The sequence below is a fragment of the Desulfoluna sp. genome (assembly GCF_030145185.1).
Lineage (GTDB): Bacteria > Desulfobacterota > Desulfobacteria > Desulfobacterales > Desulfolunaceae > Desulfoluna.
Map to the genome: position 1 here is coordinate 1 of NZ_JAQYWB010000012.1, position 26,405 is coordinate 26,405.

The 26,405-nt window shown below is 55.0% G+C and carries 21 protein-coding genes; 3 read left to right on the top strand and 18 right to left on the bottom strand.

Going from position 1 to position 26,405, the window contains the following annotated elements; genetic code table 11:
- Positions 1-283: 283 nt before the first annotated feature.
- Entirely contained in the window at positions 284-1,126 is an 843-nt protein-coding gene (locus tag Q1Q75_RS05315) for an MBL fold metallo-hydrolase (RefSeq protein ID WP_300668133.1), read from the top strand.
- Positions 1,127-1,286: 160 nt separating this feature from the next.
- On the opposite strand, the gene Q1Q75_RS05320 is transcribed toward Q1Q75_RS05315, so the two are convergent.
- From Q1Q75_RS05320 to Q1Q75_RS05375, 12 genes are all read right to left on the bottom strand, one after another.
- Positions 1,287-2,024: a hypothetical protein gene (locus Q1Q75_RS05320; RefSeq protein ID WP_300668135.1), complete on the bottom strand. Its 738-nt coding sequence runs from the start codon at positions 2,022-2,024 to the stop codon at positions 1,287-1,289.
- Complete coding sequence (locus tag Q1Q75_RS05325; RefSeq protein WP_300668137.1) at positions 2,021-3,760, bottom strand: BatD family protein; 1,740 nt, start codon at positions 3,758-3,760, stop codon at positions 2,021-2,023. The genes Q1Q75_RS05320 and Q1Q75_RS05325 overlap by 4 nt, the downstream gene beginning before the upstream one ends.
- On the bottom strand, positions 3,761-5,620 hold the full coding sequence (locus tag Q1Q75_RS05330; protein ID WP_300668138.1) for a VWA domain-containing protein: 1,860 nt from the start codon (positions 5,618-5,620) through the stop codon (positions 3,761-3,763).
- Positions 5,617-6,612, bottom strand: a complete 996-nt coding sequence (locus tag Q1Q75_RS05335) for a VWA domain-containing protein (protein ID WP_300668139.1) — start codon at positions 6,610-6,612, stop codon at positions 5,617-5,619. Before Q1Q75_RS05335 ends, Q1Q75_RS05330 begins: the two co-directional genes overlap by 4 nt.
- 353 nt (positions 6,613-6,965) lie before the next feature.
- Positions 6,966-7,625, bottom strand: coding sequence for a hypothetical protein (locus Q1Q75_RS05340; RefSeq protein WP_300668141.1), 660 nt, complete (start codon positions 7,623-7,625; stop codon positions 6,966-6,968).
- The gene (locus Q1Q75_RS05345; RefSeq protein ID WP_300668142.1) at positions 7,622-8,500 is read right to left on the bottom strand and encodes a DUF58 domain-containing protein; all 879 of its coding nucleotides are present in this window, start codon (positions 8,498-8,500) and stop codon (positions 7,622-7,624) included. Before Q1Q75_RS05345 ends, Q1Q75_RS05340 begins: the two co-directional genes overlap by 4 nt.
- Before the next feature lies 1 nt (position 8,501).
- A complete protein-coding gene (locus Q1Q75_RS05350) occupies positions 8,502-9,476 on the bottom strand; it encodes a MoxR family ATPase (protein ID WP_300668143.1) in 975 nt (324 codons plus the stop codon).
- A gap of 384 nt (positions 9,477-9,860) precedes the next feature.
- The gene (locus Q1Q75_RS05355) at positions 9,861-10,517 is read right to left on the bottom strand and encodes a hypothetical protein (RefSeq protein ID WP_300668144.1); all 657 of its coding nucleotides are present in this window, start codon (positions 10,515-10,517) and stop codon (positions 9,861-9,863) included.
- 357 nt (positions 10,518-10,874) lie between these two features.
- Positions 10,875-11,366 (bottom strand): cytochrome P460 family protein, encoded by a 492-nt coding sequence (locus Q1Q75_RS05360; protein ID WP_300668145.1) that lies wholly within the window; start codon positions 11,364-11,366, stop codon positions 10,875-10,877.
- A 338-nt stretch (positions 11,367-11,704) separates the two neighbouring features.
- Positions 11,705-13,087 carry an aldehyde dehydrogenase family protein gene (locus Q1Q75_RS05365; RefSeq protein WP_300668147.1) on the bottom strand — a complete coding sequence of 461 codons (1,383 nt, stop codon included), beginning with the start codon at positions 13,085-13,087 and terminating at the stop codon, positions 11,705-11,707.
- 363 nt (positions 13,088-13,450) lie between these two features.
- Complete coding sequence (locus tag Q1Q75_RS05370; protein ID WP_300668149.1) at positions 13,451-15,115, bottom strand: acetolactate synthase large subunit; 1,665 nt, start codon at positions 15,113-15,115, stop codon at positions 13,451-13,453.
- A 404-nt stretch (positions 15,116-15,519) separates the two neighbouring features.
- Positions 15,520-16,488, bottom strand: coding sequence for a LysR family transcriptional regulator (locus Q1Q75_RS05375; protein ID WP_300668150.1), 969 nt, complete (start codon positions 16,486-16,488; stop codon positions 15,520-15,522).
- Positions 16,489-16,950: 462 nt separating this feature from the next.
- Between Q1Q75_RS05375 and Q1Q75_RS05380 the strand changes: the two genes are divergently transcribed.
- Positions 16,951-17,985 carry a YeiH family protein gene (locus Q1Q75_RS05380; RefSeq protein WP_300668151.1) on the top strand — a complete coding sequence of 345 codons (1,035 nt, stop codon included), beginning with the start codon at positions 16,951-16,953 and terminating at the stop codon, positions 17,983-17,985.
- Positions 17,986-18,646: 661 nt separating this feature from the next.
- On the opposite strand, the gene Q1Q75_RS05385 is transcribed toward Q1Q75_RS05380, so the two are convergent.
- The 5 genes from Q1Q75_RS05385 to Q1Q75_RS05405 form a co-directional block, all read right to left on the bottom strand.
- On the bottom strand, positions 18,647-19,423 hold the full coding sequence (locus Q1Q75_RS05385; protein WP_300668152.1) for a hypothetical protein: 777 nt from the start codon (positions 19,421-19,423) through the stop codon (positions 18,647-18,649).
- 1 nt (position 19,424) lies between these two features.
- Complete coding sequence (locus tag Q1Q75_RS05390; RefSeq protein ID WP_300668153.1) at positions 19,425-20,441, bottom strand: transketolase C-terminal domain-containing protein; 1,017 nt, start codon at positions 20,439-20,441, stop codon at positions 19,425-19,427.
- Positions 20,442-20,452: 11 nt separating this feature from the next.
- Positions 20,453-21,295 (bottom strand): transketolase, encoded by an 843-nt coding sequence (locus tag Q1Q75_RS05395; RefSeq protein ID WP_300668154.1) that lies wholly within the window; start codon positions 21,293-21,295, stop codon positions 20,453-20,455.
- Positions 21,296-21,469: 174 nt separating this feature from the next.
- The gene (locus Q1Q75_RS05400; RefSeq protein WP_300668155.1) at positions 21,470-22,729 is read right to left on the bottom strand and encodes an aminotransferase class III-fold pyridoxal phosphate-dependent enzyme; all 1,260 of its coding nucleotides are present in this window, start codon (positions 22,727-22,729) and stop codon (positions 21,470-21,472) included.
- Between the two features lie 28 nt (positions 22,730-22,757).
- On the bottom strand, positions 22,758-23,525 hold the full coding sequence (locus tag Q1Q75_RS05405) for an SCP2 sterol-binding domain-containing protein (RefSeq protein WP_300668156.1): 768 nt from the start codon (positions 23,523-23,525) through the stop codon (positions 22,758-22,760).
- Between the two features lie 246 nt (positions 23,526-23,771).
- On the opposite strand from Q1Q75_RS05405, the gene Q1Q75_RS05410 reads away from it, so the two are divergent.
- Positions 23,772-24,470 (top strand): TetR/AcrR family transcriptional regulator, encoded by a 699-nt coding sequence (locus Q1Q75_RS05410; RefSeq protein ID WP_300668157.1) that lies wholly within the window; start codon positions 23,772-23,774, stop codon positions 24,468-24,470.
- Positions 24,471-24,967: 497 nt separating this feature from the next.
- On the opposite strand, the gene Q1Q75_RS05415 is transcribed toward Q1Q75_RS05410, so the two are convergent.
- On the bottom strand, positions 24,968-26,302 hold the full coding sequence (locus Q1Q75_RS05415; protein WP_300668158.1) for a sodium-dependent transporter: 1,335 nt from the start codon (positions 26,300-26,302) through the stop codon (positions 24,968-24,970).
- Positions 26,303-26,405 lie beyond the last annotated feature (103 nt).

Genomic DNA, 26,405 nt, shown 5'->3' on the forward strand with positions numbered 1-26,405 from the left:
ATGCAAAATGTAATCCACGGTATTCTGTTTGATTTTCTCACCCTTCGGGCGAGCCGGGTGCACTCATCTGCCGCGTTATCAGAGCTTTGAGGTAAACCACTACATCTTCAGCTCTGATGCCTTGCATATGAGCGCACCCAACTCGTGAAATATCCGGGATAGTGGTTTCCATGAAATATTGACTTCTCTGTCAGGCTGCGATCATACTGCTTTCACCTTTTCGAAGACGCGTGTCTCACCACGCATCGTCTTTTTGTACTCGCTAAAAATAAGGACTCCAGCCATGAAAGTATCAATCACGACCCTGGTAGAAGACTCACTCGGAGAGAACAGACAGTTAAACGCAGAGCATGGGCTCTCTTTTTATATAGAAGCAGGTGAAGAATCGTTTTTATTTGATACGGGTTCTACAAACCTTTTTCTAAAAAATGCAGAAACACTCGGGCTCCACCCGGAAACCTTCAAATCCGTCATCATCAGCCATGGCCATTATGACCATTCCGGGGGATACACGGCCTTTTTGGAGTGCACCGGGGGCCAGGAAACGCATCTGTTTGTCAGGCCGGGATTTTTTGATGGAAAATATGGATTTAAGGCCGGGGGCATGGCCTTTCTGGGAAACCCATTTTCAAAAGGCGAGATTGAGCAGGCAGGGGTTGTGATCCATGAAATCGAAGAGGAGGTAAGCGAGATCCGTCCCGGTGTGTATTCGGTGACTGGCTTTGAAAGAAACACGCCCCTTGAAACCGTCAACCCGCGATTTGTGGTTGACCGCAACGGAGAACGTCAGGTCGACACCTTTTCCGACGAACAGATTCTCGTCATGAAAACCACCCAGGGCCTGGTGGTGGTGCTGGGATGCTCACACCCCGGGATGATCAACATTCTGGAGAAAGTAAAAACCGTTTTTAAAGAACCCATTCATGCCGTCATCGGGGGCACCCACCGGGTGGAAGCAGACGCAAAGCGGATTCAAGTCACAACCGACTACCTGCTGAAAGAAAAAATTCCCCACGTGATGATCTGCCACTGCAGCGGAACGCCGGACCACCTGAAAGAGTTGATTTCACAATTGGGAGACGCGTATCGCCCGATACACACAGGATCCGTGGTTTCATTTCAATAAATGGGTAAAAACGTTCTTCGTGCTTTGTTCCTGGTTCTTCGTTGTGGAGTCGCTGCGCTCCATCCGTATAAAAAAAAGCCGCACGGAAGTGCGGCTTTTTTGGAGGGGCCGTTCTCTCCAAGCGCATTCACAAACCCGCTTTCAAGGTGACGCCACCTTGTTAAATCACCCCGACCGTTTCTTTTTTCACCCAGCCGATTTTGCCTTCGGAAAAGGCGATGCGGACCCATCCGCTGCGTGCCTGCTCGACGATGACCCGGCTTCCGGCGTGGAGGGTAAACAGCTCGGTGGCGGTATCAGAGAGGCCGGAACGGACAGAGACGGCTGCGGGAAGAACCACGCCCTTTTGAACGCGGGTTGCCACGGCGGTATCCCAGAGGGCGGTGGCAGCAAAAAGGGCAAAAAATGCTCCGCACAGGAGGGTTGCGTTTTTCAAGGGTGGCCGGCGCCAGAAGATCGTCAGGGCGAGCAAAACCCAGAAGAGTCCCCCAGATCCGATGGCCAGCCACTGCAGGGTTTTCAAGGGAAGGCCTTTCTTCCAGAAAAAGAGCACGGAGAGGACGGGATTCTCCAGGTCCTCCTGCCGATCTTTAACCTCAGAAAGGGCGACATTCCGGTTGAAGATAAGGTCTGGGTCTTTTGGCATCAGGCGATGGGCCCGATCGTACCAGAGGAGGGCATGTCCCAGGTCCCCTTTCTGCATAAAGGTGTTGCCGATGTTGTAGGCCAGTTTTCCGTTTTCAATGCCCTGCCCGGAAAGGGTAAGAAAACTGTCAAGGGCCTCATCGTAATGCCCGGCTTCGTACTGGGAAACCCCGTCATAAAAAGCCTTGGAGAGATCACTTCCGAAGGCGACCGCAGGCAGCAGTAACATTAAGACCAGCAGGATACGTTTCATGCTTTCACCTCTTTCATCATCTGTATCAGGGTCTGCACCTTTTCTTTCCGGCGTCCTTCACTCTCGGCTCCACCGCCGTATCGTGCAGCCTCCACGCTGTCTAAAATCGCCACACAACGCTCTGCGGCTTCGGCGGTGCCCCCCACCCCTGCGACAATCCTGCGAATGTCCTCACCCGTCATGCCCTCCACGGGCCGGCCGGCAAGAGCGCCCATCACAGCGGCAAGGGCGCTGTGGAGTTTCGCATAAAACAACTCACCCTCTCCCACGGCCTTCTCCGCCTCTTTCACCTGCAGGATCGCTTTCCGGGCAAGTTTTTGCCCCACGCTTAAATCCCGGGTCAACCGTTTCAGAGCAAAGGCGATCACGAGAAACAGCCCCAGAGGGCCGCCCAACCAGGCCAGAAAACGAGACATCCCCATGGGCGCCTCATGGCGGACGGCGTCGGCGTCCATTTTCAAAGGCAGAATATCCTGCCCCTTCAGGCGCACCTCTTTTTTGGCCAGTCCAAAAGTCGTTCCCGGCCCACTGGATTGAAATACCTCCACCTGCTCGGCGGCCTTGTTTTCCAGGACCTCAACACGAAGGGGGGCGGAGCGCTGGGAGCGATACGTTTTCGTGGACGGATCGAACCACACCAGGGTCACAGGAGGAATCTCCACCGTTCCGGCTTTAAGGGGTACGATGGCTGTTTTAAAGGTCTTTTTCCCCTGCCAGCCTTCCGGCCCCAGGGCAATCTCCTCCACGGGGGTGTCGCCGTAATGCTTCATTCCCTCAGGCAGAGAGATCTGTGGGGCCGCGGCGTCCCGGATATTTCCCCGGCCTTCGAGGGTCAGGGTCAAGGTGACAGGGTCCCCGGCCTTGACACTCTCTTTTTCGATAGAGGCGGTGAGAGAAAACGTTCCCACAAGCCCTGAAAAAGGGGCATCACCGGAGTAAACCGGCAGGGGTTTGACCTCCATGGCCACCCCCTCTGTGGTGAGCTGTTTCTGCTCCATCACGTTGCGGCTTCCGAAAAAATCGTCAAACACAGGATCCGACGAACGACGGGAACGACCCGTGACAATGGCCACGGAGAGGCTCGCCGGCGCGATGGCAAGGGGACCCGGTTTCTGGGGAATCAACAGCTCGTTCACTTCGTGAATGGCGTAGCGTCGTCCGTTGATCACCTGCTCAAAGGCCCGGCCTTCGCCGAGTTCTTCGGCGGAGAACCCATCAAAGGCGGGCTTTCCAAGGCGGGCATTCTGAAAACGGGCCGCCGTTTGAAACCGAAAGGTCCACACCACCTGTTCCCCCACATAAGGAGACGGATTGGATATGTCCGCGGTGACCCGCCAGGGCTGATCCACGGAGGACGAGGCGCTCCGTTCGTCCACCCGAATGCTTACAGGCTGGGTATGGTAAGCCTTCCTGCCATCCATAACGGCAATGGCTGGGATAACAAACTCACCGGCCTGGAGAGGGACCAACAGATAAAGACTCTCCACCTCCCGGGTGGTTCTCCCGTTGATGATCTGCATCCGGGAGCTGGTCCCCCGGGGTGACACACGAAAGTTCGCCATCTCCGGCATCTCAACCCTCGGATCATCGAAATCGGCCATCACCCTCAGGGTCAGGGATTCCCCAAGCCTCAAGCGGGTGGTGTCCACCACTGCCCTTGCGCCCTCAGCACACACAGCTGAGGCGCTCAGTCCACAGAGAAGGACCATCCCAAGAATGGATAACATGCGCTTCATCTACCAGTCCTTTTCCACACGTCTTTTTTCGGTGCGTCGCATCATGACGCCGCCGGGTTTGTCTTTCAATCGATTGAGGGCAGAGGCGGCCTGCTGCATCTCCTCATCTCCGGGTTTCTTGTCCATGGGTTCGCCCTGGGCAGCCTGGGATTGCTTCGCATCATCGGGTTGCCCCCCGGCCTCTTCTCCCGCTTCGGGTGACGGTGGGGGAGGCTGCTGTCCACTCTTTTCATCTTGAGCGTCATCCCCTCCGGAAGATTTCTGCTGATCCTGTGGGCTCTGCGGGTCTTGCTTGTCCTGCTCACCCGGATCATTCTTCGAATCCTGACTCTGCGGCTGATCTCCGTCCTTATTCTGAGCCCCTTCTTTTTTCTGACCCTTGTCCTTCGAGTCTTTCTGCTCTCCGTCGCCTTTCTGATCCTTGTTCTGCTCCTGCTGCTTTTTCATCTCTTCGAGCTTTTTCTTTGCAAAAGCGAGGTTCTCCGTAAGCTTTTTATCGGCAGGGGTCTCTTTAAGAAGACGTTCCCAGCTTTCAATGGCCTGCTTCACCTCCCCCTTTTTAAATTGACTGTTGCCCAGATTGTAGATCCCTTTATTTTGCAGGCCCTTCCCCGGAGCAGCAGCGGCGCGCTCAAAACTCCGGGCCGCCTCCTCAAATTTCCCCAGGCGATAGTAAGCGGTGCCGATGTTAAAATCAATCTCCGGGTTGTCGGGGTCATCGAGTTGTCCTTCGATGAAGTGGGTCAAAGCGGCTTCGTAATCCCCCGATTCATAAGCCGTCACCCCTTTCTCCATAGAAGATGCCAAATCAAAGGCACGGGCGGGCTGCGGGAGGAAAAGACAAAGCGCCAGCAGCAAAACAGTCGCCCCGTTTCTCCGGGCATCCCCAAGCCCCAGATAGAATAAAAGACAGAGGATAGACAGCCCCAGAAGCCACTGGTAACGATTTTCCCACACTTTCTTGCGGGAACTCTCAAGGGACCTGGCCTCCATGGTCTTGCGGATCCCCTGGGTATAAATGGCCTCTAAGTCCATGTCGCCTGCAACCGAACGCACAAAACTGCCGCCGGTCACCGCGGCCATGCGTTTCAGGGTTCCGGCGTCCAGCTTGGAGAGAAGGATACTGCCGTCCCTGTTTTTCTTAAAGCCACCGGACGGATCGGGAACCGGCACGCCCTCTTTGCTTCCCACGCCGATGGTGAAGACTTTAACCCCCATCTCAGCTGCTTTTTTGGCCACCTCTTCGGGGTTGCCCCCGGTACTCTCCCCGTCGGTGATGAGAATCACCGCTTTGTCGGTGGCGTCCTCAGCCTTAAAAGCCTTCATGGAGACGGTGAGCGCCCCGGCGAGATCTGTCCCTCCCACGGGAAGATAATCCGGGGACAACGCCTCCAGAAAGATATTAAAGGAGCCGTAGTCCAGAGTAAGAGGACACTGAAGAAAGGCTTCCCCGGCAAAGGCCACCAAGCCGATGCGATCCCCCTCCAGCATGGCCAGCAGGTCGATAATTTCCCGTTTGGCCCTCTCCAGGCGAGAAGGATTCACATCCTCGGCCAGCATGCTTCGGGAGCAGTCCAGGGCCACCACGATGTCCACCCCTTTTCTCTCCACGTCCTGCCAGACATACCCGTAGCGTGGACCGGCCAATGCGAGAATCATAAAAAGCACCGAGCAGACCATCAGCACGGCTTTCACGCGACGCCTGCCCGCTGTCTTTTCAGGAAGCACGGAGCCCCGACTTTTTTCGGAGACAAAAGAAGTAAGAATCCGCTTGCGACGGGCACCCCCCCAGGCAAACAAAGCCGCCACGGCAGGCACCAACCAGATCAGATAAAGCATATGAAGTTCAGCAAAGGTCATGGCACCCTCAAAAATCGTGTGTTACCCAGAGTTACGGAGGTTAAAAGAAAAGCCAGCGCGATAAGAAGCGGAAGACGGTAATACTCCCGATACTCTGTCCAGGAGGTCACCTCCACCTCGCTCTTCTCCATGCGATCGATGGTGGCCCAGATCTTTTCCAAAGCCTCGGCGTCCTCGGCTCGGAAATAGAACCCGCCAGTCTTTTTTGCGATGGATTTCAGGGTTCCCTCATCCATAGAGACTTCCTGATAGACATAGCGTTTTCCAAAAAGCGGATGATCCACCAGGAACGGCACCTTGCCCTCGGTGCCCACACCGATGGTATACACCTTGACGCCCCGCTTTGCCGCGAGCTCCGCAGAGAGGTCGGGAGAGAGCTCCCCCGCGTTGTTCTCCCCGTCGGTCAAGAGCACGATGATGTTTGATTTGCTCTCAATATCCTCCAGACGTTTGAGAGAAATACCCAAGGCATCTCCAATGGCCGTCTGCTCGCCCGCTGCGCCGATCTCAATCTCTTCGAGGATCGACGAGATGGTGTTGTAATCCCGGGTCAACGGAATCTGGGTAAAGGCTTCAGTACCGAAGACCACCAGGCCGATGCGGTCCCCGCTTCGGCCCGCCACAAAGCGATCCACCACCTGTTTCACGGCCTCAAGACGGTCCACCACCTTGCCCTCGTTCTTAAAATCCAGCGCCGCCATGCTGCCCGAGGTATCCAGGGCGATGACAATATTCACTCCGGCGGTCTTCACCAGGCTGTGTTCAACCCCCTGCCGTGGCCTCGCCAGCGCCACAATCATCAAAAGAAGGGCCAGAACCGCACAAAGCGGAACCAGCTTGGCCCCCGAGACAGCCCAGGAGCGCCCCGCAAGGGAATACGGAACCGTGGTGGAGACCCGAAGCGCAGGGGCAACCCCTCGCCGCCGCACCCACCAGAGGAGCGGAAAAACAACGATTAAAATAAACGCCCACGGCGTTCCGAACTCGAACATATGAATGCCTTTTTATGATTAAACGATTTCGATTAAGGGCTTCAAAAAAAAGCAAAAAATGCCTCCGGCGGCAAGGTGAGCCACCTTGAAAGCAGGATTATGGCAAAATCGTACATTTATTTTTTCCTGCAGCCTGACGGCCACGTCACCATGATCTGGGCGCGCCGTGCTCCGCCGCGGCTCTTTTTGTCGGGGGCTTGTCCCGACATGAACCACCTACACAGCAAAAACTCGCCACACACCCGTTCTTTTATCCCAACGAATGGCATGCCTCCACCGGTATCCCATCCATGCCGCGACGGAGCGCGGCGCGCCCGGAAAAGCACACCGTCGAAGCCTTGGGCTACCTCTCCTTACGCCTCCTCTTCCTCAGATTGCCGTGACGTTTCCGTGACAAAGCAACGGATCTCTGACAAATCCTCGGCCATGTCCGTAGAATCCGGGGCGACCCCTGCGAACTTGACGGGCTCGGCATGGGCGAAGAGGGTGGAGACCCTGTTTTTCTGAGCCGGACTGACCGCAAGATCCAAAAATTTCGGCAACAGCTCTTCGGCGGTCATCTCCGGGGCGTTAAACCCAAAACGCCCTTTGAGGTAGTGCTTGGTGGCTTCAGAGAGTTCAAAGTAAAAGGCTTTTCCGTCTCGGCTCAAAAGGGGCTCGATACGATCAAAGGCCATATGGGCCAGGGCATCGGGGGGCTGAAAGATCTCAGCCGCTTTTTTAGCCCCTTGTTTCCGTCGAAACCAGAGCCAGAGGCCAACCAGGGCCAAAAGCACCAACCCAGCCGCTATCCCACCATAAATCATCGCCTTTTTCGCACCCGAGGAGAGCCCGGTGAACAACGGCGAAGCAATATCGTGAATATCGGTCATGGGGGCTTTTTCCACGGCTTGCGGTGGAACAGAAGGTGACAAAGGGGCCTGGGAGACCTCGTCAGCATAGAGAAAAGGCGCCAACATAAAAAGAAACAAGAAAACGAACAAAGTGGTCACAGGAATCAGACGTTTCATCATCTTCGCCTCCCTTCCCGCCAGGTAAAGTAGCGGGTGAGGGCATCGGTGGTGGAGGCTTCGGTGGAGAGATCGATCAGGTCCACCCCCGCGCGTTTCATCTCATCCATGATCTCCGCCTTCTCCGCCAGTTTAATCTCGCGAATTTTTTCCCGGCACCGCCGATCCGAAAGATCAAGGAGCACGGTCTGGCCGGTTTCGAAATCCCGCGCGGTGAGAAGGCCGGCCCCAGGCAGGAGAAAATCACCGGGGTCTGAAAGAAGAATGGAGATAAGCTCGTGTTTCTTGCCCACAAGCCGCAAGGTGCGGGTGCAGGACTCCGCGAGAAAATCGGAGATCACAAAACTCACCGTCCGCTTTCGACAGACCCGGCCCAGAAAGGCCACGGCTTCGTCGATGTCGGTCCCCCGGGATTCGGGTTTGAAGGTAAAAATTTCCCGAATCACGCGCCAGATGTGGGCCGTCCCGTTTTTGGGCGGAATGTACTGCTCCACCTTATCGGTAAAAAAGATCGCCCCCACCTTGTCCCCGTTCTTGATGGCGTTGAAAGCCAGCACCGAAGCCACTTCTGCGGCTTTGTCCACTTTGAGGTTTTCACCGGTGCCAAAGAAGCCCGAGCGGCTCATGTCGATGAGAAGCATCACCACCATTTCGCGCTCTTCGCGAAATTGTTTGATAAAAGGGCGCCCCATCCGGGCGGAGACCTTCCAGTCGATGCTGCGGATCTCATCTCCGGGAGAGTACTCCCGCACCTCTTCAAACTCCATGCCCGCCCCCTTGAAGACGGAGCGGTAGTGCCCCGCCATCATGGTGTCGGCCATGCGGCTGCTTCGAATATGGATCCGTTTGATCTTTTTCAAAACCTCGGCGGCAAGCATATCAGGGCACCTCCACCCTCTCAAAGAGCCGCTCGATGATGGTGTCCGTGGTGATATCTTCGGCTTCCGCCTCATAGGAAGGAATAATCCGGTGACGAAGCACGGCCGGGGCGATCTGCTTCACATCTTGGGGCGTCACGTAGGTGCGACCCTGGAGGAAGGCCCATGCCCTTGCGGCAAGGCTCAGAAAAATGGTGGCGCGAGGAGAGGCCCCGAAGCGAATCCACTGGGCCAGGTCGCCGTCCACGGTTGCCGGCTCGCGGGTGGCGCACACCAGCTCCACAATATAATCTCTGAGCTTCTCATCCATATAAATGGTGTGAATCAAATCAAAAATCTCTGAGAGCTCCGAGGGCTTAATGACCGGAGAAATCACTTCCGGGGTTTGAAACCCCACCCGGCGCATGATCTCCTTCTCTTCAGACTTGCTGGGGTAGTCCACGAGGAGCTTGAACATGAAGCGGTCCACCTGGGCCTCGGGAAGCGAATAGGTCCCCTCCTGCTCGATGGGGTTCTGGGTGGCCAGGACCAAAAAAGGTTCGGGCAGGGGAAAGGTCTGGTCCCCGATGGTCACCTGACGCTCCTGCATCGCTTCCAAAAGAGCCGACTGCACCTTGGAGGGTGCCCGGTTGATCTCATCGGCCAGAATAATATTGTGGAACAAAGGCCCCTTTCGCGTAACGAAATCAGCCGATTGTGGGCGATAGATCTCAGTCCCCACCAGGTCGGCAGGCAAGAGATCCGGGGTGAACTGAATCCGCTTGAAAGCGGCGTCCACGACGTCGGCCACGGCTTTCACGGCGCTGGTCTTGGCAAGCCCCGGAACCCCTTCGATGAGGATATGGCCGCGGGTAAAGAGCCCCATGAGCAGCCCGTCCACCAGCTTCGTCTGCCCCACAAGCACCTTGCCGATCTCCTGCCGAACGGCGTTGATCCGCTCGTGGGCCTCTTCCACTTTTGCTTTGAGTTCTTCCATATGAGTCTCTCCAGTCTATTCAGACGTAATGTTCAACCCGAACATGTCATAATCAATGTATAAAAAAAGGGTGCCTCCAGCGGTCCTGCCGGGGGCCAACCTTTTGAAAAGGTTGCCAAACAGGTTTTATCTTTGGAATCTAATGCATGCGGCGGCAGGGCTACTGTAACGAAAGCAGGCTACAAGCAAAAAATATATAATCATTTTAAGTACAGATTTCAAGCGGAACAAAACTGCGTCTGCGAGTAAACCACATTGTTCACTCAAAAGCGCCCATAAAAAAACCGCATCTCCACCCAAGGGCGAATATGCGGTCACTTTATACCGACATGCCACAACAGAACAAATGACTTCTCTGTAATGTTACCTTAACGGTAATAAAAATTAAAAATAGTATTTCACATATAACACGGTCTCGGTTGAGGAGGTCGACTGGGTGATGTCCTCGTCAACTCGCAACACAGAGACATCACCGGAGTCAGACTTGTCTCGCATTATCTCATCATGACTTCCGGTCAATCGCGCATACGATACCGAAACGGTCCCGCCCAAAAAAACATGGCCGGTCAAAGCATACTCCAAGGAGACAAGAGGCTCGATGAATGCACCATCAAGGTCCTCATTAAAAACGCGACTGGACTGCTTACCGGACGAATACTCACGCATAACATCCGCCTCACGTTTCATGTATTGATAACCGACGCGCATGCCCACAAGCATGCGCGTCTTCTCCACAAGGTCAACAGACCTGAAGAACCCAACCCCGGCTTTGTACATCCGGCTGTCTAAGGATTCATCTTCCGTGAAAATATCTGTGGACGTGCCCCTAACGCTACTCGAAACGCCGTCCATATCCTTCTCGTCCCATGACACACGAATCATGGGCTCCACCACATACCGCCCCTTCTCGATGGGAAAATAGATTGTCCCTTTGTCGTCATCCACGCTGAGACCAATTCCCATACGAAGAGGTTCGGCGACGCTTGTTCCAGACATCATCATCACAATGGCAATTGCTACTGCAAAACGAATGACACGCATAACAGATTTTCCTTCCCTGCATCCTAATAGCCATAACGGGCCTGCTGATGAGCCTTCCCATCAACAGTCTTTCAATAAAGGATTTCCCGTCATTCTTTACAGAGATCAATATCTATACCCAAAAAAATAAAGTCAAGTATTTACGTCGCCGGCAACTCACATCAATTAGACATACTAAGCGATAAGACAGATCCCCTCCGTTTCCCTGCAAGGGTATATTTTGCCCAGACTCAAACCCTCAGCTCCCGGAAGCACAAAAAAGGCGATACAGCCCATAAGCCGGGCCACATCGCCTCAGTCATCCAATCCATAGCCATCTACCGATTCGGCTTTTTATCGTGGTAAGTCACCAACACCCTATTCGTCTTCTCCCCCAAAGTCATGAACCATGACATAATCGTTGTCTACGAGAGATGCGTGGCAATTGATACACCCCTGCGGCCTTCCGTATTTCTCTGCGACCCCCTTGGGGCTGTATTTTACCCAGTACCAGTCTCCAGCCTCCGGATTGTAGCCCTTCACCTTGTACATGACCGTGACGGCTTTCAAGTCCTTTCCCATCGCATCGCCGTAATTCTCCTTGACGATCAGGGTGCCGTACTGGACCGGTGCGTTCATGGAATAAAGACCCCGTTTGTTCACATAGACCTTATGATAGGGACCGTGGGGCGCGCCTCCCGGTTGAAGCCCCTCGTGGTCTCCCCAGAAGCCCCAGGTATCATAGGCGGACGAGTGGGTGATGTAACGCCAGAGTTTATCGGGGTTGGGTTCGGGCATCATGGCATGGGCCACGCCAACCCCTGTTAAAATCAACACGGCCACAGCGGCCAGGATCCATCGATTCTTCATGATGTCTCTCCTTTTATGATGTGGTTTCCATCCCACCTACACGCGCCTTAAGCCCGGTTTCCATGACGTATCCATGAACACCTGAGATCATGGGACATGAGTCGCCTGTGAATAATCACGACGAGATAAAATACAGGTACGGATGGATCCGGATTAAGATCGGTACACAATCCGTTGAGCATTCATGACAATCCATTTAAAAGACTATACAATACCGTCGCTTGTTTGAACAGCCCCGCAGTCCTTATCAGGCAAGGATAACCCACCTGTAAAATGGCAGGTTTCAGGCGTGTTATTTCGGCCTCTATCAAGCACGATTTACCCCATTCAGACGCCACTTATCGGTGATGAATCACAATCATCTTTTCCTGGGTCATCTCCCTCATGGTGTAACCGATCCCTCCCACCCCCAATCCACTCTGCCGCCTGCCGCCGAAGGGCATCCAGTCCACCCGGAAGGCCGTGTGATCGTTGATCATGACGGCGGAGGCGTCCAAGTGACGGGCCACCCCCAGGGCGGTATCGATATCCTGGGTAAAGACCGACGCCTGAAAGGCCATCTCCACATGATTGGCCCGTTGAACCGCTTCGTCCATGGACTCGCAGGGGTAGACGCAGATCACCGGTCCGAAGATCTCATCGGTAGAGACCCGCACCGTGTCGGGAGGGTTCATCAGAATCGTGGGGGCATAGGCAGATTCCGCCACCTTGACACCACCACAGAGCACCAGCCCGCCAGCTTTCACGGCTTCATGCACCCATCCATGCACCCGATCCGCCTCCCCGGAACGAATCAAAGGGCCCACATCGGTGCTGGCGTCGGTGGGATCTCCCACGGTAAGGGTCGAAGCGGCCTGGGCCATCTTTGCCGCCAGCTCATCGGCGATGCCCTTCGCTGCAAAGACACGCTGAACCGAGACGCACACCTGACCTGCGTGATAAAACCCCCCTTTCATCAAAGGAGGTACCATAAGATCCAGATCGGCGTCCTCCCCCACGATCACCGGGGCCACACCCCCATGTTCCAAGCCGCATCGGGTTCCGGGAGCGAGCTTGCGCCTCAAATCCCACCCCACCCCGGCCGAACCGATAAAGCTGAAATAAGCCACACGCGCATCCGTGGCCAGGGCCTCGGCATCGGATCGACCAAGGAGCACCACCTGACACCAGGCGTCGGGAAGGCCATTTTTGTGCAGCAGCTCCACCAACGCGAGACAGGAGAGAGGGGTCTTTGTGGCGGGTTTCACGATGACAGGGCAGCCGACCGCCACGGCCGGAATCACCTGGTGTACAATAAGATTTAACGGATGATTGAACGCGCTGATGGCTGCCACCACGCCGATGGGTTCCCGTGTTGTGACGGCAAGGCGCTTGGACGAGGCCGGGTTCAACCCCATGGGAATTTCCTGTCCCCCCATCCTGCCCATCTCCTCAGCGGCCAGCTCAATACCGCCGATGGCCCGGGTCACCTCAACCCTGGCATCCAGCAAGGGCTTTCCCCCCTCCTTTGCGATGGTGAGGGCAAACGCTTCCTGATTGAGCCTGAGGTCCGCTGCGGTTTTCAGCAGAATCTCCTTGCGTTCCCATACAGGCAGCCAGGCCTTTCCATTCTTAAAGACACCCGTGGCTCGTTTCAATACATCGTCCACGACCTCGGCACCCCCCAGATGAAGTGTTTCCAAAATACCGCCATCCCACGGGGATCGCACTTCCACTCTCATAACATCCTCCTTACGGTAATGTTGGGTGTTCGGTTCATGGCACAGCCAATTAAATAGACCCGCAACGTGGACTCAAGACGTTACTCAAACGGAGCGCCGCACTCCGGTGCGGCTTTTTGGCCGGGGCCATGCCCTGGCTTGAACCACCCTCTCTAAAAAGAACTCGCCACACACACGTTCTCTCATCCCAACCAATGATTTTCTATCACCGGTATCGCCTAACTGCCGCGGCGGAGCACGGCGCGCCCGGAAAACAACACCGTTGATAATTTGTAGGAAGGTGGGGCACACCAAAAACCAGCACCGCCTGAGGATTAAACGATGAAGGTGCCACGACGCCCGCCCTATCCTCTATCCCCGTCCCTATAACAGGCACACCCTGGCCGCCAACTCATCAATGAGCACCCGCTGATTCTCGGAATAATCCACCGGCACCTCAATCAGATGAACGCCCCCCTCCTGAAAACACCGCTCCATGAGGGGAAGAAACCCCTCCGCGCTCTCCACACGGTGTCCACCCGCCCCATAGGCCCTCCCGTAAAGGACAAAATCAGGGTTCCCATACTCCAGCCCCCAGTCGGCAAACCCCAGCATGGCCTGCTTCCAGCGAATCATCCCGTAGGCATTGTCTCTTAAAACCAGCACCACCAGATTGAGTCCCAGCCGCACAGCGGTCTCCATCTCCTGGGAGTTCATCATAAAACCTCCGTCCCCGCACACAGCCATCACCCGCCGCGTGGGATTGAGCATGGCCGCCGCCATGGCCGACGGGAGCCCCGCCCCCATGGTGGCCAGGGCATTATCCAGAAGAATGGTGTTGTCTTTGTTGGTTCGGTAATTTCGGGCAAACCATAACTTGTAAATGCCGTTATCAAGGGCGACGATACCGTCGGCGGGAAGCACCTTACGAACATCTGCCACCACGCGCTGCGGCAGCAACGGATAACGCGGAGAGTCTACATCCATGGTGATATGCTTGAGGACCTCCTGGCGGATTTTCATAAAATAGGAGAAGTCATGATGTTCCGAGACCACAAGTTGTTCGATCAACCGCCGAAAGGTATGGCCGATGTCCCCCACCACATCGTGTTGGGGAAAATAAACGGTGTCCACCTCTGCCGGGCTGTAGTTGACATGGATCACCCTCTTGCCCCCGTGCCGCATGAAAAATGGAGGTTTTTCCACCACATCGTGACCGGCGTTGATCACCAGATCCGCTCGATCGATGGCGCAATGCAGATAATCATTGTCGGAAAGAGCCGCGGTGCCAAGATATAAAGGGTGGGCACCCCCGATGACCCCCTTGCCCATCTGGGTGTTAAAAAATGGAATACCGGTCTTCTCCACAAAAGCTTTCAGGGGTTCGATCACCTGCTTCCGGTTGGTCCCCGCCCCAATCAGAAGAAGCGGTGAGACCGCCTCCTGAATCATCTCTGCCGCCCGGGTCACCGAAGACTCGGAGGCACAATTCAGGCAGGGCTCCCGCCGCGGGATAAGATGCCAGTCTTCGATCATTTCGGACGCGATATCCTCGGGAAGTTCCAGATGCACCGGTCCGGGACGCTCCTCTTCGGCCAGCCGGAAGGCTTCCCGCACCAGCGCTGGAACGGTGTTGCCGTGGACAATCTGACGGGTAAATTTGGTCAGAGGCCGCATCATGCTCACCACATCCACCATCTGAAAGCGCCCCTGCTTGCTTCGAGTGATGGGCTTCTGACCGGTAATCATCACCATGGGCATGGCGCCGAGACGGGCATAGGCGGCGCCGGTCACCAGATTCGTCGCGCCGGGTCCCAGGGTGGCAAGGCACACCCCCGCCCGACCGGTGAGCCGACCATACGTCGCAGCCATAAAGGCGGCGGCCTGCTCATGACGGGTCAACACCAACGCAATGGATGAGGTACGGAGGGACTCCAGAAAATCAAGATTTTCCTCACCGGGCACGCCAAACACATGCCGTACCCCCTCTTCTTCGAGGGCTTTCACCAAAAGATCCGACGTCTTCACGGGGGGATGGGAAGGGGACATGGGACTCTCCACAGAAAATCCATCAGGGCCTCCGGAGACAATAAAAAAAGGCTCCAGGTGAAAACAAACAGCCACTGACACAATCCGGGCATCACAAAATGGAGGGAATAGAAAGGACTCAAGGTCTGACATAGAAAAAAACGAAGAAACGAATACAAAATAAATTGTAACTATTCAGCTCGATAAAAAGCCTCCGGCGGCAATCTTAGCTGTTTTATTTAATTTTCGATCCTAAGCGGCGATGGCGCGTGGGCGGAAGGAGAAGGAGAAGGAGAAGGAGCGGATGATCCGCCACCTTTCGTTAAATTACCATAGTTATCCTGTCAGAACAAGCAAGGTTCCGACAGGATAACAGGCTATATTTCAAGGGAAATAAATTTACAGAGGTTCTTCCCCCCCCCCTATCAGCGGGACATGCCGTCCCAGCTTCGGGTAAACTCGATAAAGGTCGTGATCAGGGAGCTCATAAATTTGTTTTTATGCCAGACGGTGTAAAACGACCGCGAAAAGCAATAGCCTTCCACCGGCAACCGAAACAGCAAGCCGTACTTCAACTCTTTCTGTACGCTGTAGCGGGAGAGGCAGGAGACCGTGTCCCTGTTAGAAAGGATAGACTTCACCGCCCCGGTATGATCCAGCTCCATGAAGACATTCAAGGACTTTGACAAATCGCCCAAATGGTTCATGAAGGTCTCCCGGGTGCCGGACCCCTTTTCACGCAGAACCCAACGCTTACTGAGGAGTTCCTCCATGCGATAAGGCTCTTCACGAACCAGGGACGCATCGCCGGTGACAACATAGAGTTCATCCTTGCCCAGAACCTCGTGCTGAACGTCCAGACCGTCGTACTCCCCTTCAATGAATCCCATATCCACACGACCGTTTTCAATCAGGGACACCACCTCATGGGTGTTGCCTGTATCCATCTTGAAACTCACCCCGTCATGGGACTGCATGAAGCTGTAGAAGATCTTCGGTATAATGTAGTTGGCAATGGAAGAGCTCACCCCCACACGAATCTCCCCATGCAGATGCTCATCCCTGAAAATGGACTCCGCCTCTTTCAGGCCCAGAACGAAATGTTCCACCCGGCCAAGGAAAAGACGTCCGTTTTCGTTCAACACAATTTTTTTGTTGATGCGATCAAAAAGCCGGGTCTCCAGAATCTCTTCCAGAGACTTGATGGCCATGGATACAGCCGACTGAGTCAGTCCGACCTCTTTGCCCACTTCACCGATGTGAGGTCTTTTGGACAGAGCCAAAAAGAGCTCCAGCTGCCTTAATGTCATGCGCATGTGCATGGTAACGTTGCCTCCGTCTATAAAACCGGCAAAAAAACCGGTATTTTCTCTATTCTTTGCGGTGCTGTCCACAAGCAATTCATGGCAACACGTTGGATTTTAACTCAATAGCCATTTTGAATCAAATTTTCTTATGAGCTTTTAAAATACAATGAATTTGACTTATCATAGCCCTATTCATAAAACAAGCGCATCTCCTTCACGGAGTGGAACAAAAAAATGCAGTCTATCTCTCCTCTGCACCGGGCAGCGCGACCCATAAACGGTCCGAACCGCTCGATACACGAGACACAGGATGTTGTTTCACCCCATTTGAGGACACAAATTCCGGCCTGGAACTTCGTGTGAAAGGCATATAAAAAAAACCAGACTCAAGAAGGCCTCCCACAAATGGAGAAAGAACTCTAATCCTGCGTCATATCAGGGACAGGAGAGCTGTATTCTCACTTTGGCGAGAGACTGAAAAACGAATCGTCAACGATTCAGGCTTTAAAAACGGACTGCCACCGGCAGGACACAAAGGAGCGGTAACCGATGTTTTTTCCAACAGATAGTCGCAAAGAAGCCATGAACGGACTCCTTTTCGTCACCCTCTTCGCCACAACAGCCATCTACTGTTCTGAGTTTCCCCCCATCAAAAGAATGGGGGTCAGCCCGCTGATCATCGGAATCGTCCTCGGCATGATCTACGGCAACACCCTTCGCATTGCCCTGCCGGCCCGCTGGGTCCCCGGCATTGTTTTTGCCACACGAACGCTGCTGAAACTCGGGATCATTCTTTATGGGTTCCGCGTCACCTTTCAAGATATTGCCGCTGTGGGCACCGCCGGATTCGCCGTGAGCATCACCATGGCAACCTCCACCTTTCTTTTTGGCAGCTTCATCGGCATCAAGTTCTTCAAACTGGATTATGAGACCGCCATCCTCACCTCCATAGGCAGTTCCATCTGCGGTGCGGCAGCAGTTCTCGCCACCGAGCCGGTGCTCAAGTCCGACGCGCACAAAAGTGCCATGGCCGTCTCCACAGTTGTCCTCTTCGGAACCCTGACCATGTTCCTCTACCCGGCTTTGTATAAGGCAGGCTTCTACGACATCAGCGAGAAACTCTTCGGGATCTATATCGGTGGGACCATCCATGAAGTCGCACACGCCGTGGCCGCAGGAAATGCCATCTCCGCTGAGGCCGCCTCGTCTGCCATCATCGTCAAAATGCTCCGCGTCATGCTGATCGCCCCTTTTCTCATCGCCATCAGCATCTGGCTGGGACGTAAAAAAGGTGCCATCGACGGAAAACGAGGTAAAATCACCATCCCCTGGTTTGCCATTCTCTTCATTATCGTCGCGGGCATCAACTCCTTGAATGTTGTGCCAACCCCGGTGGTGGCCTTCTGGAACCGACTGGACCTTTTTATCCTGACCATGGCCATGTGCGCCCTGGGCATTGAGACCAACTTCAACCGAATCAGAGGTGTGGGCATGAAACCCGTGTGGCTGGCCCTTATCCTCTTCTGCTGGCTGACCATTGGCGGCTACGGCGTCACCTGCCTGATGTCTGCCCTTTTTGCCTGATCAAACAACACGCAAAAAGACTCAAAAAGGCCTTCCCGGCACGCCCCGAATAATCAGTCCCTCCCGGTTTTGCAAAGACTCGTAAAGCCCGGGAGGGCTTATCAATCCTATTGATAAACTTGTTAAATACGTTGAATTTGACTTGCTCTAAAATATCTTATAATTCATGTATCACAGTATTGATTGGCCTTTGATGAAGTTGTTCGTCCCTTCTTCATCTCCTTCAAGCCAGTCATCACCTGCAAGCAACCTCGGTCCCCATCCGCGTTGGGGAATCGAAGGGGAAAGACAAAAGGGTTGATGATTCAAAAATGCTATACCTCCCTGAAAATCATCATCCAATAAAAAGGCCCGGATCTAACTTCCCAAATTCTTCCTACGGGCCTTTTTACCTCTTTTCTTGGACATTTTCATCCACACAACGTCCCTTATTTTGTCCTTTTTTAATCCCGACCAGCCGGGAGCAGACTTCTTTTCGAAGACAGCCCTGGACGTAAAGGCTTAAAAAAAGTGCGGATGAAAATGGCCACCCCCTCGGGGGAATTGTCTTTCCGGTAACATTTGATACTAATACACTCCTCCTCTTATTGTCAAACCACGCCCCCATCAGACACAGAACACACCCTCACTGCACCCCCACTTTTTTACCTCATCCACAGGGTCAGACAATCAGGGCCTGAATTCTCTGCATGTAATCATTTAAATTTGCGGCGTACTCGGGAGAGCCCTCCACCGTCACCATCTGTCTCCCCAATGCCTCAACAAACTCCACATCCCCCATGAGCACCGGAAGCGCCCCCGCAATCCCATTAAAACAAATATGAACAAAGGGACGCCTTCGGGTGTACATCCCCCGGCCGGCCTTGGTCTTACCAGCCTTCACCCGGACGTAAGCGGCGATCTCTTCGCCCTCCACAGACATCTGATAAATGCGGTCAGGCTGCTTGCCCGTCCATCGAGACATCTCCGGATCCCCCCCTTTGTTGTACTGGCTCAAGGCGGTGGTGATCATATAAAGGATCATCTTGACCTTCAGGCGCTGCCTCTCCTCCTGCTTGGGGCGGGCATCGGGCATCAGAATCTTCATGGCCAGAAGCAGAGTGACGATCTTCAGGATCAATCCGGGTCGTTTCCATCCACTGATGCCTGGAATAACGGGTTTCCCGGCCATAAAGGCGTTGAATTTATCGGCGCTCTTAAAACGGAACACCGCATCCGGAGTCCCGCCCATGGCTGCATCCACAGAAAGTGCACCCGCCTCAAAGACCACGTCGGTCCCCAGGGGAGCCTCCTCACCCGCCACAGAAAAACGGACCCTGGCCGTCACCCCGTCAAAGCGAGCCTGCATCTTCGGGTCATCCGTCACCACCACCTTCATCACGGGAAACAGGGCTTTCAATAAGATACGCGTTGCAAGCAGTGTTCTTTTTTCGCCCATATCACACCTCATCTTCCCAATCTTCGTCCTCTTCAAAATCCCGCCCCATGACCTCCCGCACCTTTTCAATCATCCCGTTGGTGTCGAGTTTGTAATGGGCGTAAAGATCTTCGGGATACCCCACCAGCGAGAAGGCATCTGGCAAACCCACTTTTTCAAAGGCGCAGCCCGTGCCGCTCGCGGCAATCACATCCGCCACCGCGCTGCCCATCCCACCGTAAATGTTGTGTTCTTCAAAGGTGATAATACGACGGGTCTCAAGAACCGCCTTCATGACAGCCGCCTCATCCAGGGGTTTGATCGTATGAAGATTCAGCACGCGCACGCTCAAGCCATCCTCTTCCTTCAAGACCCTGGCCGCTTCCGCCGCCTGAAGCACCGTAACCCCGCAGCAAATCAGGGTGATGTCGGTGCCCTCACTCACGGTGACGGCCCGGCCGATCTGAAATCCATACGCCTCCGTGTCGTACCAGGTGGGCTCAAAGCCCCTTCCGACCCGAATATAAACCGGCCCGTCCCAATCCACACAAGCGCGGACCGCATTGGCCGTTTCAATGCCGTCGGCCGGAATAATCACCGTCATGTTCGGAAAAGAACGCATGATCGCCACATCTTCCTGGGCGTTGTGGGTACTGCCCGCTGTGCCGAAGGAGATGCCGCCATGGGTGGCGATAATCTTGCAGTTCAGGTTCTGATAACAGATGTCCGTCCGCACCTGCTCACAGGCCCGCATGGAGGCAAAAGCCGCCATGGTGGAGACAAAGGGGGTCAACCCGGAAAGCGCCATGCCCGCAGCCACACCAAAGAGATTCTGCTCGGCAATGCCCACATTAAAAAACCGCTCCGGAAATTTCTCGCCGAAAATCCCGATCTTGGTGGACTTCGCCAGATCCGCCGTCAACCCAACCACATCGGCCCGCTCCTCGCCAATTTCACACAGCACGTGGCCATAAATTTCTGCCTGGGTCATGGAATTGGCATCGTACACGGTCCAGGTGGTTCCGGTCACTTCACTCATCGCGTCCTCCTTTAGGCCTTACCGTACATGCGGTCCACAGATGCCCGGGCCTTCTCAGCCAGGGTCGAGTCGATACTGCCGTAATGCCACTTCACGTTGCCTTCCATGTAATCGATCCCCCGTCCTTTTTTCGTATGGGCGATGATCACACAGAGCCCCTTTTCGCCGGAGAGCGAGACGTCGATGGCCTCGGCCAGCGCGGCAAAGTCATGGCCGTCGACCTCCAGAACATGAAACCCAAAGGCCCGCCATTTATCGCTGAAAGGCTCCAGCGACATCACCTCTTCCGTGGCCCCGTCGATCATGTAGCCGTTTCGATCCACAAAGGTCACCAGGTTGGTCAGCCCGAAATGAGACGCCGACATGGCCGCTTCCCACACCGCCCCCTCGTTGCACTCCCCGTCCCCCAGAATGCAGTAAGTCTTCCACGTCTTCTTCTGTGCCCGTGCCCCCAAAGCCAGCCCCACGGCCATGGGCAAACCGTGCCCCAAAGACCCGGTGGAGGTATCCACACCGGTCACCTTGGACGCGTCCAGGTGCATCCCGAAAGGCGACCCGAACTGATTGAAGGATTTCAACGTATCAAAATCAAAATACCCCCGGCGGGCAAGGACCGGAGCAATCCCCACGCCCCCGTGCCCCTTGCTCACCACCACCCGATCCCGATCCGCCATCTCCGGCCGGTCCGCGTCGATGTTCAAATAATTAAAATAAAGAAGCACCAGAATATCCAGCATGCTGAGTGCCCCGCCGATATGGGCACCTCCCGCCCACACCGTCACGTCGATGATGTCGTGCCTGAGCTGCCAGGCCTGCTCTTGAAGCGCCCCGATTTCCGCATCGGTCAATGCCATCGATTCTCTCCTTATCATTAGAAAAACATGCCTCCGGCGGCAAGGTGAGCCACCTTGAAAGCGTTGTGCCGCAGCGCTTTGCCCCTCGTGCCTCGGGTCAAATCACAGCGGTATTTTTTTAACCCTGAAAAAGCGAGAATAACCCATCCCGTGAACCTGGGGTGCAGCCCGCATTCATGAAGCCTGCCGCCCCTGGGCTGCGGCCTCTTTGATGACCTGAAACGCCTCGTCACAGATTTCAAGGGTCCGGGCCACCACCTCCTCGTCGTGGGCGGTGGAAACAAACCAGTTGTGGTGGGAGGCAAGAAAAACACCCCTTTTTGTGCACTCCGCGCACCAGGCCTGATGGAGCATCCCACTGGGATCGTCGGTGAGGCGCACGTTGGGCATGGAGAGTTCACCGGTCACCTTAAGATGAAAGCCGTACCCGGCGGCCAGGGTCTCCATCTTCCCGAACAGGTTCCCCCCCTGCTTCAGCAACCATTCAGGGGCCTCCAGCCGCTTAAGCTCCCCCAGACAAGCCAGGGCCGCGGCCATGGGCATGGCCTGATACCAGTAACTGCCTGTATAAAAAACCTTGGCGGCCTCATTTTTCATGGTATCGGTGCCCATCAGGGCGGAGATGGGGTACCCGTTGGCCAGAGCCTTGCAATAGCAGACCAGATCCGGGGTAAACCCGTAATGCACGTGGGACCCCTGCATGTTGAGGCGAAAACCATGGCGGATGTCATCTAAAATCAAAACGATCCCCTCTTTTCTGCAGAGGGCCTCGATCTTCTGCCAATACCCGGCCTCGGGCAACTCGCTGTCGTAAAAGGTGGGGACATGGTAGGGGGTGGCGATAAATCCGGCCACATCCCCGGGATGTTCCGCGATCACCTGTTCAAAGGCCCCCACATCATTCCAGGGAATACGAAGGGTGTGGGCGTGATCCTCCGCCAGAACCCCAGGGTGCCCCAGGGCCTGCATCCAGGGAGCCACCCCATGATAACCGCCCTTAATGGCCACCATCTTCTTTCGCCCCGTGGCGCTTCGGGCCACCATGGTGGCATAGTTCGTCACATCCCCACCGTTCTTGGCAAAAAAAGCCCAGGCCATGGAGCCCACCATGTCCACCAGAAACTCAGCCAATTCCACCATCTTCGGAGAAGCGCACATGGTCAGATCCGCTTCCCAGCTCTGACGCTGCGCCGCTTCATCCACCACCGGATTTCCATACCCCAGAATCATAGGGCCATACCCGCACATGTAATCAATGAACTCATTGCCATCCACATCCCAAAACCGGGCCCCTTCCGACCGGGCTGCATAAATGGGATACGCCGAAGGAGGAATGTTCACCGCCGGGCTCATATGGCCCGGAACACCACAGGGGATCACCTTAACGGCCCGGTCAAATAGAGCCTGCGACTGCGCATAACGGTATGTGTCCATGGTCACCTCACATTTTGATGTGATATTTTCACCCTAAATAATGGGGGATGCGGTCCATCAGGAGGTTGACCGCTTCGATCATGGGGATTTTGCCTTTCATGGAGACATCCCCTTTCGCCAGGGCGGCGAAGGCATCGCATTTACCATTCATCAGGTCATTGGCCACGCCCATGTCCCGAAAACTCATGACTGCCATGGGGTTTTCCGGGTTTGGCTTGCCCACAGCGTACCCTCCGTTCTCTTTGACAATGGACACAGACGGTCCGTTGGGAAGCACGCGAATGGAAAGGGTCCCCTCCGGCATGGAGGCGGCGTTAAGCCGGCCCATGGAATCCGTGGTGGCCAACTCACGCACGGCATAGGCGGCCACGCCCAGGTTAAGGCGGGTGTTGATTTCGCAAAAGGCGTCATCAGCAAGGAGGGCTTCATCAGGTTTCAAAAAATATTCGAGGCGATCGGTCAGCTTGGGGAATTCTTTGGTGAGAAAGGAGAGACGGGTGAACCCTTTCAAGGGGATTGGAGAGGCTTTTCCGTCCATCATGCGATTGAGATGTCTGGCCGAAAGGAAAAAAAGGCGTACATCCGGTGCGTGGTGGACGCCTTCCCCGGCCCGGCATCGTCCGTTTTGAAATTCAAGGTAGAGCGCCGGCCCCCGAAGCACAGAAAACTGGAGGGTCACCTCCCACGATTTAATCAGCTCCGCCGCCTTGTCATCACACGCCACAAGGGTTTCGAGATTTCGCAAGACGGCATGGAGGTTGAGATTGGCTTTCACGCGCTGGTACTCCATGGACATACCCCTCCTTTTTCAAAAAAGGTTGTCATCACCCATGGCTCCACCCAGACACATCTCCCATCTCAACATCGTCTTGGCAGAGAGGCTTTCGCCTGCCCGCCTTTACGTGGATACCGGGCCGTGCTACGCTATAGAGTGAGCAATCACTCACTGAGCAATCATTGAATAAATTTGAGAGGTTGTCAACACCCATTCCCATTTTAAGGCAGACCAGAGCACCGAGGCCATACGCAAGGAGACCCCATCATGAAGCCAGCGTTTCCGGCATCCGACATCATAGAAAAACTCGAAGAGACCCATTTCAAAACGGCCTTCGGAAAAATCCCCGTTGAAAAACGGGAACGCATCTTGAGGACCGCCGCCAAAGAGTTTGCAAAGCGGGGATTCTCATCGGCCAACATCAACGTCATCGCAAAAACCGCCGGCATCAGCATCGGCTCCATGTACAACTATTTTGCCTCCAAAGAGACCCTGTTTCTCACCTTAAACGACCTCAGCTACCATCTCATCGAAGCCATTCTGGACGCCACAGATCTTGAGGAGGGAACCCTCTTCGACAAGTTTGAGCGGCTGCTCAGAGCCGTGCAGGTCTACGCCCGCCTCTACCCTGAGTTCAACCAGATCTACCAGGAGCTCACATCAGAGGGGCTGTCCCACCTCTCCTGCCAGCTCTCCGGCAAGCTCGAAACCGTCACGGCACATTACTACCGCTCTCTTCTTCGAGAAGCACGGGATACGGGCCTCATCGCCTCTGATGTGGATGAATTCACCGCCGCCTTCTGCATGGACAACATCCTCGTGATGCTCCAATACGCCTACTCCTCCGAGTACTATTCACAGCGGATGAAAATTTTTGCAGGAGAAGACGCCCTTGAAAACGACGAAAAAATGATCCAGGGAATCATGACCTTTATCCGCAGAGCCCTGGGCCATCAGGAGGCATAAAAAGGTGTGTGCAAGGCTTTGTTTGCCGGTTTGGGAACGGGTTGTGGCTGTATCCATCATGGAGGCAGAGCCTCCGGGAGGCATTCCCAAGCGGAGCTTGGGAACGAGGAAGTGTGAGACGATACAACCCGCGACACGCGACTCCTCCTCTCGCTCCCAGGCTCCGCCTGGGTGTGGGGTGTGCAAGGCTCTGCCTTGCCGGTGCGGGATGCGAAAGGGTGTGGATTAATTTACAGGTTGTCGCGGCATCCACCATGGAGGCAGAGCCTCCGAGGGGCATTCCCAAGCGGAGCTTGGGAACGAGGACCTGTGAGATAGTGCCGCAGGTGACGCGCGCCCCCCTCTCTCGCTCCCAGGCTCTGCCTGGGTGTGGCGTGTGCATGGCTCTGCCTTGCCGGTGTGGCGTGTGCATGGCTTTTTTATAATTGCCAGAGCGCAGCGACTCCTCGAACCAAGAACGAAGAACCAAGCACGAAGAACGCTTTTTTAACGCCTTCCTACCACTTAAGCCCCGTCACAAAGATCCACCCGATAGCCACCGGGGCCACCACACAGCAGATCACGCGCCATGGCTTATAAATAGCCGAGGGCTGACCATCCGGGCCGGAGAGTTCCTCTCGGGCCATGGTGTGAAGCACCCAGCCCGTTAAAAGGGCAAACCCCATGCCCCCCAAGGGCATGATCACGTTAGAGGCCACAAAATCCATGGCATCCAGGAAGGACTTGCCGCCAATGTTCAGGCCGCCGCCCAGGCTGATGGCTGAAGGGATTCCCAGAAGAAAAGTAAAACAGGCCACCACGAGCGTGGCCTTGCGGCGGCTCCACTTGCGCTCATCCACAAAATAGGCGCTGATCACCTCCAAGAGACTCATGGAAGAGGTCAGGGAAGCGATCACCAGAAGAAAAAAGAACAGCACCGCAAACAAGGAGCCACCGGGCATTTTGGTAAAGACCGCAGGCAGGGTCACGAAGGTGAGGCCAGGGCCTGCACCGGGCTCAAAGCCAAAGGCGAACACGGCGGGAAAGATGACCAGACCCGCGATCAAAGCCACGAAGCTGTCCAGAAAACAGATCTGAAAGGCGGGGCTCACGAGGGGTTCCGATTTTTTGAAATACGAGCCATAGGTCAGCATGACCCCGATCCCGATGGACAGAGAGAAGAAGGCCTGACCCAGGGCGGCGAGAATCGTGGCACCGTTCACTTTGGAAAAATCAGGTTTCAAATAGAATGCAAGCCCTTCCGATGCCCCGGGGAGGGTCACGGAGCGAACAGCCAGGACAATGAGAAGCAAAAAAAGAATTGGCATAAAAATGGTGCAGAACTTTTCAATGCCGTTGCCAATCCCACGAGCCACCACCCCATAGGTCCCCAGCATAAAAATGGCCTGGTAGAAAATAACCGAGGATGGGTTTTCCACAAAGGCACCGAAGACGGCACCAGCCGATTCAACATCGGTTCCCAGGGCGCCGATCAATGCGTCGAAGGTGTACTTGATGGTCCACCCGCCGACCACGGCATAAAAGCTCAAAATAATCATAGACGCCACGATGCCCATGCCACCCAAAGGGGTAAAGAGCTTTCCGGCCACCCGACGAAGCGACCCCACGGGGTCTCCCTGGCCGCGACGCCCCACCACGAACTCCGCGAGCATCACCGGCATGCCAATGCAAAAGACCAGCAACAGATAGATAAACACAAAGGCCGCGCCGCCGTTTTCCCCGGCCACAAAGGGAAACCTCCAGATATTTCCAAGGCCCACGGCCGATCCGGCCGATGCCAGAATGAAGCCGATCCGGCTTCCGAATTGATCTCTGCTCTCTACGTCAGACACTGCGTTTCCCTACCCCTGATTGATCCGGTTAAAAAAATGGGCGTGATGATCCTGCGCCCCTTAAAGCATGGCTATTTTGTGCTATTCGCCTGAAATGCAAGTG

Coding starts and splice junctions, on each gene's coding strand:
- Q1Q75_RS05315 (WP_300668133.1), top strand. CDS start 284: ATGAAAGTATCAATCACGACCCTGGTAGAAGACTCACTCGGAGAGAAC.
- Q1Q75_RS05320 (WP_300668135.1), bottom strand. CDS start 2,024: ATGAAACGTATCCTGCTGGTCTTAATGTTACTGCTGCCTGCGGTCGCC.
- Q1Q75_RS05325 (WP_300668137.1), bottom strand. CDS start 3,760: ATGAAGCGCATGTTATCCATTCTTGGGATGGTCCTTCTCTGTGGACTG.
- Q1Q75_RS05330 (WP_300668138.1), bottom strand. CDS start 5,620: ATGACCTTTGCTGAACTTCATATGCTTTATCTGATCTGGTTGGTGCCT.
- Q1Q75_RS05335 (WP_300668139.1), bottom strand. CDS start 6,612: ATGTTCGAGTTCGGAACGCCGTGGGCGTTTATTTTAATCGTTGTTTTT.
- Q1Q75_RS05340 (WP_300668141.1), bottom strand. CDS start 7,625: ATGATGAAACGTCTGATTCCTGTGACCACTTTGTTCGTTTTCTTGTTT.
- Q1Q75_RS05345 (WP_300668142.1), bottom strand. CDS start 8,500: ATGCTTGCCGCCGAGGTTTTGAAAAAGATCAAACGGATCCATATTCGA.
- Q1Q75_RS05350 (WP_300668143.1), bottom strand. CDS start 9,476: ATGGAAGAACTCAAAGCAAAAGTGGAAGAGGCCCACGAGCGGATCAAC.
- Q1Q75_RS05355 (WP_300668144.1), bottom strand. CDS start 10,517: ATGCGTGTCATTCGTTTTGCAGTAGCAATTGCCATTGTGATGATGATG.
- Q1Q75_RS05360 (WP_300668145.1), bottom strand. CDS start 11,366: ATGAAGAATCGATGGATCCTGGCCGCTGTGGCCGTGTTGATTTTAACA.
- Q1Q75_RS05365 (WP_300668147.1), bottom strand. CDS start 13,087: ATGAGAGTGGAAGTGCGATCCCCGTGGGATGGCGGTATTTTGGAAACA.
- Q1Q75_RS05370 (WP_300668149.1), bottom strand. CDS start 15,115: ATGTCCCCTTCCCATCCCCCCGTGAAGACGTCGGATCTTTTGGTGAAA.
- Q1Q75_RS05380 (WP_300668151.1), top strand. CDS start 16,951: ATGTTTTTTCCAACAGATAGTCGCAAAGAAGCCATGAACGGACTCCTT.
- Q1Q75_RS05385 (WP_300668152.1), bottom strand. CDS start 19,423: ATGGGCGAAAAAAGAACACTGCTTGCAACGCGTATCTTATTGAAAGCC.
- Q1Q75_RS05390 (WP_300668153.1), bottom strand. CDS start 20,441: ATGAGTGAAGTGACCGGAACCACCTGGACCGTGTACGATGCCAATTCC.
- Q1Q75_RS05395 (WP_300668154.1), bottom strand. CDS start 21,295: ATGGCATTGACCGATGCGGAAATCGGGGCGCTTCAAGAGCAGGCCTGG.
- Q1Q75_RS05400 (WP_300668155.1), bottom strand. CDS start 22,729: ATGGACACATACCGTTATGCGCAGTCGCAGGCTCTATTTGACCGGGCC.
- Q1Q75_RS05405 (WP_300668156.1), bottom strand. CDS start 23,525: ATGTCCATGGAGTACCAGCGCGTGAAAGCCAATCTCAACCTCCATGCC.
- Q1Q75_RS05410 (WP_300668157.1), top strand. CDS start 23,772: ATGAAGCCAGCGTTTCCGGCATCCGACATCATAGAAAAACTCGAAGAG.